Consider the following 17,715-nt stretch of genomic DNA (forward strand, 5'->3'; position numbering starts at 1 on the left):
GCAGCGCCAAGACGCTGCATGAAACCAGCGTTTCATTTTGGGCATCGGTGTGCTCTGGAAAATGGTGGGTGATAACGGATTTGAACCGCTGACATCTTCGATGTGAACGAAGCGCTCTACCACTGAGCTAATCACCCATGGGACGGGGTGATATCTTTCCCGAAGGTTGGCTGCAAGGGAAATAGAACCCGCGGCATCCGCAAAAAATCGCGCCGTATACAAAAATCTGGAATCTGGCAAAAAACTTGAAAACGCCGCTTGACGCTGCCCGAGCGTAGCCATAATACACCCAAACGTTCAGCAATGAACATGCAGCGGGCGGTTGTAGCTCAGTTGGTTAGAGTACCGGCCTGTCACGCCGGGGGTCGCGGGTTCGAGCCCCGTCAACCGCGCCATCGCTGCCATCCTTGGTCCAGGCAAAAGGCCACGAAAATAGATGCGCGGTTGTAGCTCAGTTGGTTAGAGTACCGGCCTGTCACGCCGGGGGTCGCGGGTTCGAGCCCCGTCAACCGCGCCATTTTCCTCCTCAATCAGATCAACGGTTGCGCCTTTACGGGCACCTTTTTCCAATCCATTGATCATTGCAGGTTCTAATCGGCGAAATTTCGACTGTTCACTAAATGTTCTAACTTTTCTGTTGGAGTCTTGGTCTGGCTCGCCTATCTCTTAAGCACTTGTTTGTTGGGGGCCGCATATGGCTGAGCTGAAGAATATCGAGGTGCGCGGCGCGCGCGAACATAACCTCAAAGGTATAGACGTTGATATCCCTCGGGATCAGTTGGTGGTCATCACCGGACTGTCGGGTTCGGGGAAGTCCTCATTGGCGTTTGACACCATCTATGCAGAAGGCCAGCGTCGGTATGTCGAAAGCCTTTCGGCCTATGCCCGGCAGTTCCTGGATATGATGGAAAAACCGGATGTCGATCACATCAGCGGCCTGTCTCCGGCAATTTCGATTGAACAAAAGACGACGTCAAAGAACCCGCGTTCAACTGTGGGCACGGTAACCGAGATCTATGACTATCTGCGTCTGCTGTTTGCCCGCGCCGGAACGCCCTACAGCCCAGCCACCGGGCAACCGATTGAGGCGCAGCAAGTGCAGGACATGGTTGACCGGATCATGGCAATGGAAGACGGCACACGCGGCTATCTTCTGGCCCCCATCGTGCGCGACCGGAAGGGTGAGTACAAAAAAGAATTCCTGGAGCTGCGTAAACAGGGTTTCCAACGCGTCAAGGTGGACGGAGAGTTCTACGAACTGGATCAACCGCCTGTATTGGATAAGAAATTCCGTCACGATATCGATGTGGTTGTTGATCGACTGATTGTGCGGGAAGGTATGGAAACGCGCCTGGCCGACAGTCTGCGCACCGCTCTGGATCTGGCCGACGGGATTGCCATATTGGAAACTGCCCCGCGTGAGGGTGATCCGGAACGCATCACATTCAGCGAGAATTTTGCCTGCCCGGTCAGCGGTTTCACCATTCCCGAAATCGAACCACGCCTGTTTTCATTCAACGCGCCATTCGGTGCCTGCCCGGATTGTGACGGTCTTGGGGTCGAGTTGTTTTTCGATGAACGCTTGGTGGTGCCGGACCAGACGCTGAAACTCTACGATGGTGCTTTGGCCCCATGGCGCAAGGGCAAATCTCCGTATTTCCTGCAAACCATCGAGGCCATCGCGCGCCATTACGAGTTTGACAAGAACACGCCCTGGAAGGACCTGCCTAAAAATGTGCAGGAGGTCTTTCTGCGTGGGTCCGGGGATGATGAAATTCAGTTCCGGTACGACGAAGGCGGGCGCGTCTATCAAGTGACCCGCAGTTTTGAAGGCGTGATCCCGAATATGGAACGGCGGTACCGCGAAACTGACAGCGCGTGGATTCGTGAGGAATTTGAACGATATCAAAACAATCGCCCCTGCGGCGCCTGCGAAGGCTACAGGCTGCGGGCCGAAGCGCTGGCGGTAAAGATCGCCGGGCTGCATGTGGGGCAGGTGGTGCAGATGTCGATCCGTGAGGCTTTGGCGTGGATAGAAGATGCGCCCAACCACCTGAGCGCCCAGAAAAACGAAATTGCCCGCGCCATCCTCAAGGAAATTCGCGAGCGACTTGGTTTCCTGAATAACGTTGGTTTGGAATACCTTACGCTGTCCCGTTCAAGCGGAACACTGTCGGGTGGCGAAAGCCAGCGTATTCGTCTGGCCAGTCAGATCGGCTCGGGGCTGACCGGGGTCCTCTATGTGCTGGATGAGCCTTCGATCGGACTGCATCAGCGTGACAATGACCGACTTTTAGGCACGCTCAAGAACCTAAGGGATCAGGGCAATACGGTGATCGTTGTAGAACATGACGAGGAAGCCATCCGCGAAGCTGACTATGTTTTCGACATCGGTCCGGGGGCAGGCGTACATGGCGGGCAGGTGGTCAGTCACGGAACGCCTGCGGAAATTGCGGCAGATGCGGCCTCTATTACTGGGCAGTACCTCGCGGGAACGCGTGAAATCGCGGTTCCGGTGCAGCGCCGTAAAGGCAAAAAGCAGAAAGTCACAGTGGTCAAGGCCACGGGCAACAACCTGAAGAATGTCACAGCCGACTTCCCCTTGGGCAAATTCGTTTGCGTCACAGGTGTGTCGGGAGGTGGTAAATCCACCCTCACGATTGAGACATTGTTCAAAACCGCGTCAATGCGGCTGAACGGGGCGCGTCAGACACCAGCACCCTGTGAAACCATCAAGGGGCTGGAACACCTCGATAAGGTCATCGACATCGACCAGCGCCCCATTGGGCGAACGCCGCGATCAAACCCGGCGACTTATACCGGGGCCTTCACCCCGATCCGAGATTGGTTTGCCGGGTTACCTGAGGCTAAGGCACGCGGGTACAAACCCGGTCGCTTCAGCTTTAACGTCAAAGGCGGGCGGTGTGAGGCTTGTCAAGGTGACGGTGTCATCAAGATCGAGATGCACTTTCTGCCTGACGTCTACGTGACTTGCGAAACCTGCAAAGGAGCGCGGTACAATCGCGAGACGCTTGAGATCAAGTTCAAGGGCAAATCCATCGCGGATGTGCTTGATATGACAGTGGAAGATGCGCAGGAGTTCTTCAAGGCCGTGCCCTCAATCCGGGACAAGATGGACGCCCTTGCGCGTGTGGGTCTTGGCTATATCAAGGTGGGTCAACAAGCCACGACGTTGTCAGGTGGCGAGGCGCAGCGGGTAAAGCTGTCAAAGGAACTGTCAAAGCGTTCAACCGGACGAACGCTCTATATTCTCGACGAACCGACAACAGGTCTGCATTTCGAAGATGTTCGCAAGCTGTTGGAAGTGCTGCACGAACTTGTCGATCAAGGCAATACGGTCGTGGTGATTGAACATAATCTGGACGTGGTTAAAACCGCGGATCATATCATCGACATTGGACCTGAAGGTGGTGATGGCGGTGGCGAAATTGTCGCCACCGGAACACCGGAAGACATAGCCGACGTTGAACGCAGCCACACCGGGCGATACCTGAAACCGATGCTGAAAGGGGCGCGCGTCGCGGCAGAATAAGTGCCCAGACGCGGCCTCAGTTCAGGATATCTGCGATCGCACCAATCAGGTTCAATACTTTGCGTGTCTCGGGGTCGACCCGGTACACGTAGTCACCTGCACGGACATATGAGTAGTTTCGGTTCAACCCATAGCGATAGGGGTCATTGATCCAGCGGTAATCGTTGGTAATGAAGTCACCATCGCGATAGATTTTCTTTGCCTGACCCGGCGGCACACAGGGAACGGATTTCTTGGCCAGACCCGGAGGGCAATGCCCGGCCTTGTTCTTTGCAACCGCGGCAACCGGGGAAAGGGCCAAAGCCGCCAGAGTTGCCGTCGTCACCAAAAATCTCGTCATGTCGCCTTCCTTTGCGATTTGGCCAGCCGGGGCCTTTTGTTCATGACTGCCTAGATGGTCGCTTGCCCAGCATCTGTCAAATCGTTGGGCAAGATGCCGCCAGTTGTCTTAGTCACGCCCGCGCTTTTCGAACCGTGGCAGCATGGCACTGAAATCGCGTCCCTTGCCATCTTCGTTCTCGACAAATTGCTCATAAAGCGCGGTGGCAACCTGACCCATTGGCGTATCTGCATCTGCACTCTCTGCCGCCTGCTGGCTGAGGCGCAGGTCCTTCAGCATCAGTTCGGCCGCGAAACCGGGGGCGTACCCATTGTCCGCAGGGCTTTGCGGGCCGACACCGGGGGCAGGGCAATAGGCGTTCATCGTCCAGCTGTATCCGGACGACGTACTTACCACGTCAAACATCTTCTGCCGGTCCAGACCCAGTTTGTCGGCCAAAGCGAAGGCTTCACAGGTTGCAATCATGGTGACACCAAGGATCATGTTATTGCAGATTTTGGCAGCTTGACCGGAACCGGCCTCACCACAGTGAACAGCTTTCTGCCCCATGATGTCGAACAGAGGGGATGCCTTGGCAAACGCGGCTTCTGATCCGCCAGCCATGAAGGTCAGCGTGCCAGCCGCAGCACCACCGATGCCTCCAGAAACTGGCGCGTCTACGGACAACAGTCCGGCGTTGATGGCCTGATCCGCAACTGCCCGCGCGCTTTCCACATCAACTGTCGAGCAATCGATCAGCACAGCACCTTGTGCCATTGCGGGAATGATCTGATCGGCAACGGCCCTCAGAATCGCACCGTTTGGCAGCATCGTGATGACAGCATCGGCCGTTGCAACAGCTTCCGAAGCGGTTGCGGCCTGAGTTACCCCTTCAACCGCCACGCCTGCTGTGTCAAAGCCAATAACCTGATGACCGGCTTTTGCAAGATTGGCCGCCATTGGCGCGCCCATGTTTCCCAGTCCGATGAAACCGATTTGCATCTCTTAATCCTCTTCGAAAGTCAGGGCGTCCGCACCCAGTGGCTGCAGCATTTTCGACACGGCCACCAGAGGGACGTTCATGTCAGGAAACTGCCAGTTCGGATTGCGATCCTTGTCGATGATCTGCGCGCGGATGCCTTCCAGAAAATCGCCATGCTCCATCGCGCGGTGGGTGAAACGATACTCCATCTCCAGAGCTCGGCGTATGGTCAGAGAAGGGGAGCGCAGGCGATGAAGAACCTCGATTGTGCAAGCCACGGAAAGCGGTGCGTTTTTCCTCAGCATGCCCAGAGATTTCGCTGAAAACTCACTGTCGTCGCTGCGCAGACTGTTCAGAACGTCGCCAAGGGTTTCACCGGAAAAATGCTGATCGATTTGGGCCTGCAAGTTCACCAATTCACCATCAGTCGGTGTATCGGCGTGGTCAGCCAACAGCTCAGCGTTACCAGAGGCTTCGAGCAACTCGATCAGATCGGACCATTGTGATTGCGGGATGAAAAGATCGGCAAACCCTGCATAGATCGCATCCGCAGGCCCCATCCGATAGCCCGTTGTTCCCAGAAACTCACCCGCGCGTCCAGGTGCAAGGGCCAGCATCAACGAGCCGCCGACATCCGGCACCAGTCCGATGGAGCATTCTGGCATGGCAATCTTTGCGCTTTCTCCCACAACGCGATGGCTGCCATGGCATCCGATGCCAACACCGCCGCCCATCGCGAACCCCTGAAGAAAGCTGATGACCGGTTTAGGATATTCGAAGATCAGGGCATTCAGACGGTATTCGTCACGCCAGAATTTCTGACCGTAAGAAAAATCACCCTTGGTGCCGGTTTCATAAAGTTCAGCAATATCACCGCCCGCGCAGAAGGCCTTTTCCCCTTCGGCGTCCAGGATGATCAAGTCAATCTCATCGTCCTCGCGCCAGTTGCGCAGCGCTGTGTCGATAGCCATGCACATGTCATATGTCATCGCGTTCAGCGAATGAGGACGGGTCAGGGTGATACGCCCGGCACGGCCTGTGGTGCGGATATCGATATCTGACATGGGTGCCTCAGCGATTGGCAAGCAATTGGCGTGATACAATCACACGCATGATCTCGTTCGTGCCTTCCAATATCTGGTGCACACGAAGATCACGCACAAGCTTTTCGATGCCGTAATCCGCAAGATAGCCATAACCGCCATGCAATTGCAGGCACTGGTCCACAACTTTCGATCCTGTCTCGGTAACGAACTTCTTGGCCATGGCGCAGAACTTCGTGGCATCCGGCGCGCCCTGATCCAGTTTCCAGGCTGCCTGCCGAAGGAACGTCCGCGCGGCCTGCAATTCGATCTCCATATCCGCCAGACGGAATTGAAGGGCCTGAAACTGGTCGATGGATTGGCCAAAAGCCTTGCGTTCGGACATATATTGCAGAGTCATATCCAGCCCGGCCTGAGCGGCCCCAAGCGAGCAGGCAGAAATGTTAAGCCGTCCGCCATCCAACCCCATCATCGCATATTTGAATCCGTCACCTTCCGTGCCCACAAGGTTTCCGGCCGGTATCTTGCAATCGTCGAACTGAACTTGCGCGGTGGGTTGGCTTTTCCAGCCCATCTTCTGCTCGAGCGCGCCAAAGCTGAGGCCGGGCGTGCCGTCTTCAACGTAAACTGTCGAAATCCCTTTAGGCCCGTCCTGGCCAGTACGCACCATGCAGACGTAAGCGTCCGAATATCCGCCGCCTGAAATGAAGGCCTTTGTTCCGTTCAGCGTATAGCCTTCGTTGGTCCGTTCGGCGCGTGTTTTCAGCGCTGCCGCATCCGATCCAGAACCGGGCTCGGTCAGGCAATAACTCAACACAGTTTTCAAGCTCAGAACATCGGGCATGATGCGCGCCTTGAGGTCATCGTCTGCAAAGTTGTCGAGCATCTTGGCGCACATATTATGGATCGACAGGAACGCCGCGACCGACGGGCAGGCCATCGATAGAGCCTCAAAAACCAGGGTTGCATCCAGACGGGTCAGGTTTGACCCACCGCTGGCCTCGGACACGTAAAGGGCACCGAAGCCAAGCTCTCCGATTTGGGGCCATAAGGTTTTGGGGATCGTTCCATCAGCCTCCCATTTCCGGGCAAAAGGGGCGATATGTTCCTGCCCAAAGGCATGTGCCATGTCGAAAATGGCTGTTTGTTCCTCGCTGAGTGCGAAATCCATGGCGCTCCCTCCCATCGGCAATGAATTGAACGGTTGTTTATTTCTGAATTCTTACAGAAATTTTGCAGGCTCAACAATGGCTCTGGGCAGGGGACTGTTGTCGCCAGTGTCTAAAGATCCGCGTGGAACTCTTCGATCAGGTGGCGCACGACGGCCTTGCCGGGATCTTCCCCGCGCGCGGAAGCCTCGGCATGAACGCGGCGCTGGCGTGTGGCCGAGGTGCCGTTTTCGGCGATCTGCCGCAGGCGGGCCAGTTCCGACATTGTGCCCAGTGCCTCGGCATCTTCGGCCAGCAATCCCATCAGATCACCGATCAGGTCGGACATGGGTTTTATCGAGCGATCGCCGAAATCGATCAATCCTTCGCCCACACCATATCGCTGCGCGCGCCAGCGGTTTTCACCTATCAGAAAGCGATCATATTGCCGCCAGCGCAAGTTGCGATCTTTTAAGCGGCACAACATTCGCGTCAACGCCTGCACAAGGGCGGCCAGTGAAAGCGTGTGCTCCAACCTTGGTTGGACATCCATAATCCGCGTTTCAAGTGTTGGAAAGCGATGCGAGGGGCGAAGATCCCACCAGATCTTTGTGGTATCTTCAATGACCCCCAGTTCAATCAAAATTCCCGTGGTGCGTTCATATTCGCCCCAGCTTGCAAAGACCGGCGGCAGACCGGTGCGCGGCAGATTGTCAAAGACGGTCAGACGGTACGACGACAGGCCCGTATCTTCGCCGTTCCAGAAAGGCGAGGACGTCGACAACGCCAAAAGATGCGGCAAAAAGTACGACAATTGCGGCATCAGATCAGAACGCAAGGCTTGGCTTTCAACCCCGACATGAACATGCATTCCGCAGATCAGCATCCGGCGGGCCACACCCCCCAGCGCGTGTTGCAGCGCATCATAGCGTTCCTTTCGGGTGTGATGCTGATCCTTCCAGTTCGCAAAAGGGTGGCACGACACGGCTATTGGTGACAGGTTATATTCCGCAGCCCGTTCCGACACACAGGAGCGCAGGCGTTTCAGGTCCTCGCGCGCCGAAGCAACGGTTGCATGCGGGCGGGTGCCGACTTCTATCTGACATTGCAGGAATTCGGGGCTGACCTGTCCTTCGAAATCATTCTGACAGGCTTCCATCAGCGCTTCGGGAGCTTCGGACAATTGGAGGCTGTCGCGGTCTACAAGAAGGTATTCTTCTTCGATCCCGATCGTGAATTCCTGCTGCATGGCGGCCCTCGCGGTAGTTATTTTGATTAGTGAATACGGAAATTTTCTTTTTGCCAAGGGTTTGCCCGGCTTGTCCTTGCAGAGGAACGACCAGCAAAGGTATGGAATAACGCAGCAAAGACCACGGAGCCAGCGACTTGAAACCCAGAAAATTCCCGCAGATCAACGCCGCCCTGGATGAGCTGGGTGTGAAACTGGTCGACAAGGTCGCTGAACAGGATGAGCGCACACGCCTGGAAGCTTTTGAGGCTGCCGGAGGTCTGACGCGCCCCGTCTATGCTTTGTCGCCGGGAATGGATGGGTTTGATATTTCGCAACTGGTCAGTGAATACGCCGCGCATAAGCATGCGCTGGACGCGCTGAAGGATCCTGAGCGCAATCAGACCGGCTATCGTGCTGGAAACGGCTATTACGACAGCCCCGACGCGGATGCCTTGTATCTGATGATCCGACGCTTTCAACCCCGGCGGGTGATTGAGGTTGGATGCGGAAACTCGACCAGAGTAACCCGGCAGGCGGTCATCGATGGCGGGTTTGACACCAACATTACGGCAATTGATCCGTACCCCCGCGCTGACATCGCCCAAGTTGTTGATCGGTTCGAACAAAAACGGCTGGAGGATGCCGATCCGGCTCTGTTTTCAGAGCTTGAAGCCGGCGACATCCTGTTCATCGACTCCAGCCATGTTGTTCGGATGAGCAACGACGTTGCGCACTTGTTCTGCCGCATCATTCCGACACTGAAGCCCGGAGTGGTGATCCATGTGCACGATGTTTTTCTGCCCTACGAATACCCCAAGCGGTTCTTTTATGACTGTCCGGGTTGGGGCGAGCAGTACATGTTGCACGCTTTGCTGCAATCTGGCGCATATTCAATGCTTTGGCCGGGATATTACCTGCAACAGGATCGACCCGATGCCGTCGCCAATTTCCCCTTTTTGGCTGAAGGGCGCGCTCAAAGCATCTGGGTACAGCTAAAAGAAAAATGAATTCAGACTGATCCGGCGTGACGATAGCCCCGTACCCCTTTCCATAACAAGCTGGAGAGGAGAAGACAGCCATGTTTCGTCGTACTTTTATGGGTGCCGCCGCCGCATTTGCATTTGCCATGCCGGTCAAGGCGCAGGCTGCGGATATCGTTGATACCGCTGTAGCGGCCGGATCGTTCAACACGTTGGTTGCCGCAGTTCAAGCTGCAGGTTTGGTAGATACCCTGAAAGGAAAAGGTCCATTCACCGTCTTTGCCCCAACAGACGAAGCGTTTGCCGCTTTACCCGAAGGCACGGTGGAAACGTTGTTGTTGCCGGAGAACAAAGATCAACTCGTGTCAATCCTTACGTACCATGTTGTACCAGCCAAGGTGATGTCCGGCGACATAGCTGGCAAGCGCGCGAAGGTTCTGACTGTACAGGGTGATCGGCTGAGCGTGAATGCCAAAAACGGCGTCAAAGTGAATGACGCCAAGGTCATACAGGCGGATATCGAAGCCAGCAATGGCGTGATCCACGTGGTTGACGCTGTTATCCTGCCGGAATGATGCTCTGCTCCTCAAGAAATCAAAGCCCCGGCGTATGACCGGGGCTTTTGCTTTTCTAAGCTGGTAAATTAGACCAAACGAACCTGTGTGCCGACCTTAACCAGTGGATACAATTCTTCAACGTGTTGGTTATACAGGCCAATGCATCCTGACGAGCTCTGCCGACCGATCTTGCGCGTGTCGTGCGTGCCGTGGACGAGATAAGCAGGCCAGTCCAGATACATGGCGCGCGTTCCCAGCGGGTTGCCTGGATCGCCACCTTCCATCCGAATAGGCAGGTTGGGGTCACGCTCGCGCATCGAGGCGGTCGGTGTCCAGCTTGGAAATTCGGTCTTGCGTACAACTTTTGTGTAGCCGCGTTTTGTAAGCTCTTCGCTCATGGGCACAGAGCTGGGGTACAGCTTATAGGTGCCATCCGGCGCCCAATAGTGAACCGCGCGGCTGGTAATGTCGGCCAACAGGCAGCCAACGCCCAGCTCATCAAAGTGATCCTGCCAGTTTTGTTGCGCGAAGGATGATACATTGCGCCGTACCGGTAACTGTGTGCTGATCGCGTCTTCTGTCTCCGGAAACGCGTCCGTGCTTTGGGCCCGAACAAGGGCGGGGGTCGCCATCAGGGATGCAACGCCCAGCAGGGCGGAACGACGGGTTATTCGGGAGTGGGACAAGGGTGCCTCCGGTAAATTCACTGCTCAATGTGTATTTGGCGGCAAGATATTTCCATTGGTCGCAATTTTCCAGAGTGACGCACCTGAATTTCTTGTGAACGTGGGGAATTTGAACGCTGCTCGGCGGAAAAATGCAAAAACCCGGCCCTGAATAGGGCCGGGTTCCATAGTCATGCAGGCTGAAATCAGTCCATGGCTTTGAAGTTGAACTCGCCACCTTCCTTGATGCCCGACGGCCAGCGTGCGGTTACTGTTTTGGTGCGGGTGTAGAACTTGAAGCTGTCCGGGCCATGCTGGTTCAGATCGCCAAACATGGATTTTTTCCAACCACCAAAAGTGTGATAAGCCAGCGGAACGGGGATCGGAACGTTGATACCCACCATGCCGATATTGATCCGGCTGGCAAAATCGCGCGCTGTGTCACCGTCGCGGGTAAAGATCGCTGTGCCGTTTCCGTATTCGTGGTCCATCGCCAGACCGATCGCCTCTTCGTAGGAACCTGCACGGACAGTCGACAGAACCGGGCCAAAGATCTCCTGTTTGTAGATGTCCATGTCCGGAGTGACGTGGTCAAACAGGTGCGGGCCGACAAAGAAACCGTCCTCATAACCTTGCAGGCTGAAATCACGGTTATCGACGACCAGCTTTGCGCCTTGCTCGACACCCGAATTGATCAGACCAAGGATACGCTCTTTCGCGGCCGCTGTTACAACGGGGCCCATGTCGACATCGTCACCAGCGGTGTAGGGGCCCACTTTCAGCTTTTCGACGCGCGGGATCAGCTTTTCGATCAGCTTGTCCGCGGTTTCTTCACCAACCGGAACCGCAACAGAGATTGCCATGCAGCGTTCGCCAGCTGCACCGAATCCGGCACCGACCAGCGCGTCGGCAGCCTGATCCAGGTCTGCGTCGGGCATGACGATCATGTGGTTCTTGGCACCACCAAAACACTGGGCGCGTTTGCCGTTTGCGGTGGCACGGCTGTAGATATACTGAGCGATCGGGGTAGACCCCACAAAGCTGACGCCCTGAATGATCTCGCTGTCGAGAATGGTGTCTACCGCTTCCTTGTCGCCGTTCACGACCTGGAACACACCCTTGGGCAGACCGGCTTCGACGAACAGCTCAGCCAGCATCAGCGGAACCGAGGGGTCACGCTCGGACGGTTTCAGAACAACGGCGTTTCCGCAGGCCAGTGCAGGACCGACATGCCACAGGGGCATCATCGCAGGGAAGTTGAAGGGCATGATCGAACCCACGACGCCCAGCGGCTGGCGCATGGAATACATGTCGATGCCGGGGCCTGCGCTGTCGGTGAACTCACCCTTCAGCATCTGCGGTGCACCGATGCAGTATTCGATCACCTCCAGACCTCGCTGCAAGTCGCCTTTGGCATCAGGGATGGTCTTGCCGTGCTCGCGGCTAAGTGCTTCGGCCAGCTTGTCCATGTCGCGGTTCATCAGGCCGACCATTGCCATCATGACACGTGCACGTTTCTGAGGGTTGGTTGCGCCCCATTCGGGCTGGGCAGCGGCTGCGGCCTCAATCGCCGCCGTGGTTTCCGCAGCACTGGCCATCGGGCACTTGTATTGAACCTCGCCCGTTGCCGGGTTGTAGACGTTGTCGAAACGACCGGATGTACCGGCGACCATTTCGCCGTTCAGGAAATGGGTCAGATCTTGCATCAATAACTCCTCCGATAGATTTGTGCGCACAATAGGCTTGCAGAAATCCCGCGAACAGAGGCAATGTCTCAAAAGAGTTTTGCAAAAATGCAAAAGGAAATGGTGTGACTCCAAACTGGGACGATATGCGGATCTTTCTGGCCGTGGCGCGCGAGGAAAGTCTTTCCTCCGCTGGTCGTATCCTGAAAATCGATCCCGCCACCGTGGGGCGACGTGTTGCGCGATTGGAAACGACGCTGGATTCTGCGTTGTTCACCAAGTCGCAGCAGGGCTATGTCCTGACACCGGCAGGGCAGCGCCTGTTGGAGCATGGGTTGCATGCAGAAGAGGCGATGCGCGCAGCGGCCGGAGCCGTGGCGGGATCCACGAAATCACTCAGCGGGCAAATCCGGATCGGCGCGCCAGATGGCAGCGCAAATTACCTGTTGCCCCAGGTCTGCGCCAGGATCAGTGATTCAAACCCGGAACTGGATATTCAGATTCTGGCTCTGCCGAGGGTGATCAACCTGTCCCGTCGCGAGGCCGATATGGCCGTGACCGTCAGCGCGCCAACCGCAGGGCAGCTTTTGGTCAAGAAAGTCAGTGATTACAAACTGCATATGGTCGCGACCGATGAATATTTGAAACGTCACGAACCAATCCACTCGGTCGCTGACCTCAAGGGGCACCGGTTGATCGGTTACATTCCCGACATGATCTTTGACCGCGAACTGGATTACCTGAACGATATTGGGGTTGACCGTGTCGCGCTTGCATCGAACTCGGTCTCGGTGCAATTGCGGCAGGTCAGTTTGGGAACTGGCGTTTGCGTGGCGCATGACTTTACGTTGCCGTTCCATCCGGGGCTTCGGAAAATCCTGACGGATCAAGTGAGTCTGACGCGCAGTTTCTATCTGGTTCGGCATGAAGGAGATCAGCGCAACGAACGGTTGAACCGCTTTGCCGATGCCCTGACGCGCGGCATTCGCGAGGAAGTGCTTCGATTGGAAGCAGATGCCGGTGCTTGACAGGTCGCCACAATCGCGCAACGCTTTGGAATAAGTGTTATTATTCCGGAGGAATTCTTCATGTTGGTACAGGCTATCCTGACGTCCAAAGCGACAGACGGCGTTGTAACGGTGGCGCCAATGGCGACAGTTTCAGAAGCCTCGAAGATTCTTGCGGAAAAGCGGATCGGGACGGTTGTTGTTTCTGACGATGGCGGAGAAACCGCGATTGGAATTCTGTCTGAACGCGACATCGTCCGCGAGCTTGCCGCCAGCGGTAGTGGCTGTCTCGACCAGCCTGTAAAATCCTACATGACGCAGGACCTGATCACGACGACGCGTCAGGCCTCTGTTCAGGATATCATGGCCCGCATGACAGAAGGGCGCTTTCGACATATGCCGGTTGTCGAAGACGGTAAACTGATCGGCATCGTCACACTTGGTGACGTGGTAAAGGCCCAATTGGCCGAACTGGCGATGGAAAAGGACGCCCTGGAAGGCATGATAATGGGGCACTGACAGCAAGGGGTGCCAAAGCAATCACTTGCACCTGCAGCAAAGTTGTGTTTGCTTGCGCAGAAATTTTATTGCGCAGGAGGGCGTGATGCGGGTTGGTTTGTATCCGGGAACCTTTGACCCTATCACCATAGGGCACATCGATATCATTCGCCGGGCGGCTGCATTGGTGGATAAACTTGTCATTGGCGTCGCTATCAACCGGGACAAAGGCCCCTTGTTCTCGCTGGAAGAGCGCGTCGCGATGATCGAGGCCGAATGCGTCGAACTGACCGAACAAACCGGCACAGAAATCATCGCTCATCCCTTCGAAAACCTATTGATCGATTGCGCAAGGGATGTCGGTGCACAGATCATCGTGCGCGGTTTGCGCGCTGTCGCGGATTTCGAGTATGAATTCCAGATGGTTGGTATGAACCGCGCACTGGACGACTCGATCGAAACTGTCTTTTTGATGGCCGAGGCACGCCATCAGGCGATTGCTTCAAAACTGGTGAAAGAAATTGCCCGTTTGAACGGAGACGTGTCGAAATTCGTCACGCCCCGTGTCAATGCGGCACTGCGTGAGCGGTTAGGCTAGGGCACCCATAGCGGCGGCCGTATCCAGCATCCGGTTCGAAAATCCCCATTCGTTGTCATACCAGGCCAACACGCGAACCAGCGTACCGTCGGTGACTTTGGTTTCTGCCAGTGACACCGTCGAGCTGTGCGAGTCGTGGTTGAAATCGACAGAGACCAGAGGACGGCTTTCCGCGGCCAGAACACCGGGGATCTTTGCCGCGGCATCAATGAACAGTTGATTGACCTCATCTTCGGTCGTTGGGCGCGAAACCTCGGCAACCAGATCAACGACCGAAACGTTCGGGGTTGGTACCCGGATGGCCTGACCCGTCAGTTTGCCCTTGAGTTGCGGCAGTACCAGCCCCACAGCGGCGGCTGCGCCGGTTGTGGTAGGGATCATCGACAGGGCTGCGGCGCGCGACAGGTAGGGGTCTTTTCCAACTGTGTCATGCACAGGCTGGCTGGCGGTATAGGCGTGAACGGTGGTCATGTTGCCATGTTTGATGCCAAGACCTGCGTCCAGAGCTGCGGCAACCGGAGAAAGGCAATTCGTGGTGCAGGATGCGTTCGAAACGATCAGATCGTCGGCGGTTAGTTCGCTATCGTTGACACCAAAGACGATGGTTTTCACACCGCCGTCACCCCGTGCAGGGGCTGAGATCAGGACTTTCCGTGATCCGTTCTTGAAGTGACGTTCAGCCGCTTCTCGTGTGCGGAAAACCCCGGTGCATTCCAGAACAACGTCGATATCAGACCAGGGCAGGTCTTCGGGATTACGCTCACTGCTCAGGCGGATCGGGCCGCGGCCCACATCCAGACCGGCGTCTGTAAGCGTGACAGGGTTGGGATAACGGCCATGAACGCTGTCAAATTCGAACAGATGCGCGTTCATGTCGGGCTTGCCCAAGTCGTTGATCGCGACGATTTCAACGTCTTTACGTCCGCTTTCCATCACCGCGCGCAGAACCCCGCGCCCGATCCGTCCAAATCCGTTGATCGCTAGTTTCAGGGTCATGGTTCGCTCCGTACAAATATCTCAGCCATATGAGTTAGCGCTAACAATTACAGATCAAGCGAAATGTCAAGAAAAACCTCTGTCATCGCCAAAAAGCGAGCCAGTCCAGAAAGTCGTATAGCTTCTTACCGAGGAACAACATGTGCTCGGTTCCATACAAGGCTACGTCCAGCATCATGCCCCCAAGCAACAGGACGCCAAGCCAGATAGCGATTTGATTGTTCATGTCGGTTCCGAACGAAAATGCCCGCCCAGATAACCTGAGCGGGCACCAACGTACAAGCGAAGTCCGAAGGGTCAGTTAAGGCGGCCCATGGCGACGGCTACGTCTGCCATGCGAACCGAGAAACCCCACTCGTTGTCATACCAGGCCAGCACGCGCACCATGCGATCATCGACGACACGGGTCTGGTCGGGTGCGAAGATCGAGCTTTCTTCGGTGTGGTTGAAATCGGTTGATACCAGCGGTGCGGGCTCATATCCCAGAACGCGCTGCATCGGGCCCTTGGCTGCTTCTTCGACGATTGCGTTGATCTCGGCCACCGAGGTGTCACGCGACGCGCGGAAGGTCAGGTCAACCGCAGAAACGTTCGGGGTAGGGACCCGGATGGCAGAACCGTCCAGACGGCCTTTCAGGTTTGGAAGAACTTCACCCAAAGCTTTGGCAGCACCGGTTGAGGTCGGAATCATCGACATTGCGGCAGCGCGGGCGCGATAGAGGTCGCTGTGGCGACGGTCCAGCGTGGGCTGGTCGCCGGTATAGGCGTGAATGGTGGTCATGATACCGTGTTCAATGCCGACGCCCTCGTCCAGCACCTTGGCTAGCGGGGCCAGGCAGTTTGTGGTGCAGGAGCCGTTCGACACCATGTTGTCGTTCGCGGTCAGGGTGTTGTGGTTCACACCAAAAACGATGGTTTTGTTCACGTTCTTGCCGGGGGCGGACAGCAGCACCTTACCTGCACCGCGATCCAGATGTGTTTTGGCCTTGTTGCCGTCATTGAATTTACCGGTGCACTCCAGAACGACGTCACAGCCTTCCCAGTCCAGTTCATTCATATCGTAGGTCGAAAACATCTGCATCGGGCCACGACCCAGATCCATCGTGTTGCCTTCGATCGAAACTTCGCGCGGGAACCGCCCGTGAACGCTGTCATATTTCAGCAGATGCGCAGAGGTTTCCAATGGGCCGGTTGCGTTGACTTTGATCACTTCGATGTCGTTACGCCCCGACGCGGCGATGTGCGACAGGGTGCAGCGGCCAATACGGCCAAAACCATTGATACCGACCTTGATGGTCATGTGACGTCTCCTGATGCGCTTGCGTTGAGGGCCATATAGCGGCGAAATGGGAATCTCAAAAGGGCAAAAACGGCATATTTTTAAGGTGTTAGCGCAAACCTGCGACGGTTGCGCTAACGCTTGCGCTAGCCGTTGGATCAGGTAGGGTCCAGATGCGGCAGTGATTGGGAAAGGAAACGCAATGAGTGGTCTTTTGGCCTTGTTGGACGATGTGGCCGGGATCGCCAAGGTTGCGGCGACATCGGTGGACGATGTCGTGGCCGCGGCGGGCAAGGCAGGGGCCAAGACGGCCGGTGTGATCATCGACGACGCTGCGGTAACACCAAAATACGTTCAAGGCTTTGCCCCGGCGCGCGAATTGCCGATCATCTGGCGTATCGCGCGCGGTTCGGTTTTCAACAAAATCATACTCCTGTTGCCGGTAGCCTTGCTGCTGGCCAATTTCGCCCCGTGGCTGATCACCCCACTGTTGATGCTGGGTGGATCATATTTGTGTTTTGAAGGTGCCGAGAAGATTTTTCACGTTCTGTTTCCTCATGGAAGTCACGTCATAGAGGAAGACATGAAAAACCGGGATCCGGGCCATCTGGAAGAGCAGAAGGTCAAGGGCGCGATCAAAACTGATTTTATCCTCTCAGCCGAGATTATGACCATTGCACTGGCGGCGATCGAAGCGCCAAACCTTTGGATGCAGGCCGCAACTTTGGCCGTTGTGGGGATTGGCGTGACTGTGGCGGTTTATGGCTCGGTGGCGTTGATCGTGAAGATGGATGATGTTGGGCTTTATCTGGCGAGTAACGCTCCAACGCCTGTTGGTCGTGGCTTGGGTCGCGGTCTGGTCAAGGCAATGCCGGCTGTGATGAAAACCTTGTCGGTCGTCGGAACTGCGGCGATGCTTTGGGTCGGTGGCTCGATTGTCATCCACGGTCTGGAAGTGCTTGGTTTTGGTTGGCTGCAGCATCAGATCTATGACTGGGCCAAAGCGATTGCGTATTCAGCGCCCGAGGACTGGGCCGCTGCGGTGAAATGGCTGGCCAAAGCGACAATGGACGGAGTTCTGGGCCTAGCCTGGGGACTGGTTTTGATCCCAATGGCCACCAAGGTGATCATGCCTTTGTTCGGCAAGTCCAAAGCGCACTGAAAAGAAACGGAAA

At 56.1% G+C, this 17,715-nt stretch carries 17 protein-coding genes and 3 tRNA genes; 9 read left to right on the top strand and 11 right to left on the bottom strand.

The genetic code is table 11. The annotated features are described in order from the left end of the window. Nucleotides 1-62: 62 nt before the first annotated feature. Nucleotides 63-137 (bottom strand) — tRNA-Val (locus tag ACR0DS_RS07105). A 181-nt stretch (nt 138-318) separates the two neighbouring features. Here ACR0DS_RS07105 and ACR0DS_RS07110 point away from each other — a divergent pair. The 3 genes from ACR0DS_RS07110 (at nt 319) to uvrA (ending at nt 3,553) form a co-directional block, all read left to right on the top strand. Further along, nucleotides 319-395: transfer RNA gene (locus tag ACR0DS_RS07110), tRNA-Asp, on the top strand. A 45-nt stretch (nt 396-440) separates the two neighbouring features. Then, nucleotides 441-517: transfer RNA gene (locus ACR0DS_RS07115), tRNA-Asp, on the top strand. Between the two features lie 177 nt (nt 518-694). Next, nucleotides 695-3,553, top strand: a complete 2,859-nt coding sequence (uvrA, locus tag ACR0DS_RS07120) for an excinuclease ABC subunit UvrA (RefSeq protein ID WP_480558503.1) — start codon at nt 695-697, stop codon at nt 3,551-3,553. 16 nt (nt 3,554-3,569) lie between these two features. On the opposite strand, the gene ACR0DS_RS07125 is transcribed toward uvrA, so the two are convergent. The 5 genes from ACR0DS_RS07125 to ACR0DS_RS07145 all read right to left on the bottom strand — a co-directional run bounded on the left by ACR0DS_RS07125 (nt 3,570) and on the right by ACR0DS_RS07145 (nt 8,294). Next, entirely contained in the window at nt 3,570-3,893 is a 324-nt protein-coding gene (locus ACR0DS_RS07125) for a hypothetical protein (RefSeq protein ID WP_209504052.1), read from the bottom strand. A 108-nt stretch (nt 3,894-4,001) separates the two neighbouring features. Continuing rightward, the gene (mmsB, locus tag ACR0DS_RS07130; RefSeq protein ID WP_480558501.1) at nt 4,002-4,874 is read right to left on the bottom strand and encodes a 3-hydroxyisobutyrate dehydrogenase; all 873 of its coding nucleotides are present in this window, start codon (nt 4,872-4,874) and stop codon (nt 4,002-4,004) included. Between the two features lie 3 nt (nt 4,875-4,877). After that, the gene (locus ACR0DS_RS07135) at nt 4,878-5,918 is read right to left on the bottom strand and encodes a 3-hydroxyisobutyryl-CoA hydrolase (protein WP_480558499.1); all 1,041 of its coding nucleotides are present in this window, start codon (nt 5,916-5,918) and stop codon (nt 4,878-4,880) included. A gap of 7 nt (nt 5,919-5,925) precedes the next feature. Continuing rightward, nucleotides 5,926-7,068 carry an acyl-CoA dehydrogenase family protein gene (locus tag ACR0DS_RS07140; RefSeq protein ID WP_480558497.1) on the bottom strand — a complete coding sequence of 381 codons (1,143 nt, stop codon included), beginning with the start codon at nt 7,066-7,068 and terminating at the stop codon, nt 5,926-5,928. Nucleotides 7,069-7,178: 110 nt separating this feature from the next. Next, nucleotides 7,179-8,294 (bottom strand): carboxylate-amine ligase, encoded by a 1,116-nt coding sequence (locus ACR0DS_RS07145; RefSeq protein ID WP_480558495.1) that lies wholly within the window; start codon nt 8,292-8,294, stop codon nt 7,179-7,181. Between the two features lie 137 nt (nt 8,295-8,431). On the opposite strand from ACR0DS_RS07145, the gene ACR0DS_RS07150 reads away from it, so the two are divergent. Together ACR0DS_RS07150 and ACR0DS_RS07155 are read left to right on the top strand one after the other, a co-directional pair. After that, a complete protein-coding gene (locus ACR0DS_RS07150) occupies nt 8,432-9,283 on the top strand; it encodes a class I SAM-dependent methyltransferase (protein WP_480545613.1) in 852 nt (283 codons plus the stop codon). Between the two features lie 71 nt (nt 9,284-9,354). Further along, complete coding sequence (locus ACR0DS_RS07155) at nt 9,355-9,831, top strand: fasciclin domain-containing protein (RefSeq protein WP_480485754.1); 477 nt, start codon at nt 9,355-9,357, stop codon at nt 9,829-9,831. Between the two features lie 68 nt (nt 9,832-9,899). On the opposite strand, the gene ACR0DS_RS07160 is transcribed toward ACR0DS_RS07155, so the two are convergent. Further along, nucleotides 9,900-10,445, bottom strand: coding sequence for a L,D-transpeptidase (locus ACR0DS_RS07160; RefSeq protein WP_480486475.1), 546 nt, complete (start codon nt 10,443-10,445; stop codon nt 9,900-9,902). Nucleotides 10,446-10,684: 239 nt separating this feature from the next. Further along, nucleotides 10,685-12,184 (bottom strand): CoA-acylating methylmalonate-semialdehyde dehydrogenase, encoded by a 1,500-nt coding sequence (locus ACR0DS_RS07165; RefSeq protein ID WP_209596112.1) that lies wholly within the window; start codon nt 12,182-12,184, stop codon nt 10,685-10,687. 125 nt (nt 12,185-12,309) lie between these two features. Between ACR0DS_RS07165 and ACR0DS_RS07170 the strand changes: the two genes are divergently transcribed. The 3 genes from ACR0DS_RS07170 to coaD all read left to right on the top strand — a co-directional run bounded on the left by ACR0DS_RS07170 (nt 12,310) and on the right by coaD (nt 14,266). After that, the gene (locus tag ACR0DS_RS07170; RefSeq protein ID WP_480476727.1) at nt 12,310-13,191 is read left to right on the top strand and encodes a LysR family transcriptional regulator; all 882 of its coding nucleotides are present in this window, start codon (nt 12,310-12,312) and stop codon (nt 13,189-13,191) included. 60 nt (nt 13,192-13,251) lie between these two features. Continuing rightward, nucleotides 13,252-13,689: a CBS domain-containing protein gene (locus tag ACR0DS_RS07175; protein WP_267363439.1), complete on the top strand. Its 438-nt coding sequence runs from the start codon at nt 13,252-13,254 to the stop codon at nt 13,687-13,689. An 85-nt stretch (nt 13,690-13,774) separates the two neighbouring features. After that, on the top strand, nt 13,775-14,266 hold the full coding sequence (gene coaD / locus ACR0DS_RS07180; RefSeq protein ID WP_480505324.1) for a pantetheine-phosphate adenylyltransferase: 492 nt from the start codon (nt 13,775-13,777) through the stop codon (nt 14,264-14,266). Here coaD and gap (ACR0DS_RS07185) read toward each other — a convergent pair. The 3 genes from gap (ACR0DS_RS07185) to gap (ACR0DS_RS07195) form a co-directional block, all read right to left on the bottom strand. Continuing rightward, nucleotides 14,258-15,262 (bottom strand): type I glyceraldehyde-3-phosphate dehydrogenase, encoded by a 1,005-nt coding sequence (gene gap / locus ACR0DS_RS07185; protein WP_480558493.1) that lies wholly within the window; start codon nt 15,260-15,262, stop codon nt 14,258-14,260. The two genes, coaD and gap (ACR0DS_RS07185), sit on opposite strands and share 9 nt — an antisense overlap. 82 nt (nt 15,263-15,344) lie before the next feature. Continuing rightward, nucleotides 15,345-15,488, bottom strand: a complete 144-nt coding sequence (locus tag ACR0DS_RS07190) for a hypothetical protein (RefSeq protein WP_209596120.1) — start codon at nt 15,486-15,488, stop codon at nt 15,345-15,347. Between the two features lie 71 nt (nt 15,489-15,559). After that, a complete protein-coding gene (gene gap / locus ACR0DS_RS07195; protein ID WP_267363431.1) occupies nt 15,560-16,561 on the bottom strand; it encodes a type I glyceraldehyde-3-phosphate dehydrogenase in 1,002 nt (333 codons plus the stop codon). Nucleotides 16,562-16,742: 181 nt separating this feature from the next. Here gap (ACR0DS_RS07195) and ACR0DS_RS07200 point away from each other — a divergent pair, with 181 nt between their 5' ends. Beyond that, a complete protein-coding gene (locus ACR0DS_RS07200; protein WP_480537784.1) occupies nt 16,743-17,702 on the top strand; it encodes a DUF808 domain-containing protein in 960 nt (319 codons plus the stop codon). Nucleotides 17,703-17,715: the final 13 nt, after the last annotated feature.

The sequence above is a fragment of the Ruegeria sp. AF5 genome, from assembly GCF_056541905.1.

Bases quoted from the DNA above. Each gene is read 5' to 3' on its own strand.
- uvrA (WP_480558503.1), top strand. From the start codon at position 695: ATGGCTGAGCTGAAGAATATCGAGGTGCGCGGCGCGCGCGAACATAAC.
- ACR0DS_RS07125 (WP_209504052.1), bottom strand. From the start codon at position 3,893: ATGACGAGATTTTTGGTGACGACGGCAACTCTGGCGGCTTTGGCCCTT.
- mmsB (WP_480558501.1), bottom strand. From the start codon at position 4,874: ATGCAAATCGGTTTCATCGGACTGGGAAACATGGGCGCGCCAATGGCG.
- ACR0DS_RS07135 (WP_480558499.1), bottom strand. From the start codon at position 5,918: ATGTCAGATATCGATATCCGCACCACAGGCCGTGCCGGGCGTATCACC.
- ACR0DS_RS07140 (WP_480558497.1), bottom strand. From the start codon at position 7,068: ATGGATTTCGCACTCAGCGAGGAACAAACAGCCATTTTCGACATGGCA.
- ACR0DS_RS07145 (WP_480558495.1), bottom strand. From the start codon at position 8,294: ATGCAGCAGGAATTCACGATCGGGATCGAAGAAGAATACCTTCTTGTA.
- ACR0DS_RS07155 (WP_480485754.1), top strand. From the start codon at position 9,355: ATGTTTCGTCGTACTTTTATGGGTGCCGCCGCCGCATTTGCATTTGCC.
- ACR0DS_RS07160 (WP_480486475.1), bottom strand. From the start codon at position 10,445: ATGGCGACCCCCGCCCTTGTTCGGGCCCAAAGCACGGACGCGTTTCCG.
- ACR0DS_RS07165 (WP_209596112.1), bottom strand. From the start codon at position 12,184: ATGCAAGATCTGACCCATTTCCTGAACGGCGAAATGGTCGCCGGTACA.
- ACR0DS_RS07170 (WP_480476727.1), top strand. From the start codon at position 12,310: ATGCGGATCTTTCTGGCCGTGGCGCGCGAGGAAAGTCTTTCCTCCGCT.
- ACR0DS_RS07175 (WP_267363439.1), top strand. From the start codon at position 13,252: ATGTTGGTACAGGCTATCCTGACGTCCAAAGCGACAGACGGCGTTGTA.
- coaD (WP_480505324.1), top strand. From the start codon at position 13,775: ATGCGGGTTGGTTTGTATCCGGGAACCTTTGACCCTATCACCATAGGG.
- gap (WP_480558493.1), bottom strand. From the start codon at position 15,262: ATGACCCTGAAACTAGCGATCAACGGATTTGGACGGATCGGGCGCGGG.
- ACR0DS_RS07190 (WP_209596120.1), bottom strand. From the start codon at position 15,488: ATGAACAATCAAATCGCTATCTGGCTTGGCGTCCTGTTGCTTGGGGGC.
- gap (WP_267363431.1), bottom strand. From the start codon at position 16,561: ATGACCATCAAGGTCGGTATCAATGGTTTTGGCCGTATTGGCCGCTGC.
- ACR0DS_RS07200 (WP_480537784.1), top strand. From the start codon at position 16,743: ATGAGTGGTCTTTTGGCCTTGTTGGACGATGTGGCCGGGATCGCCAAG.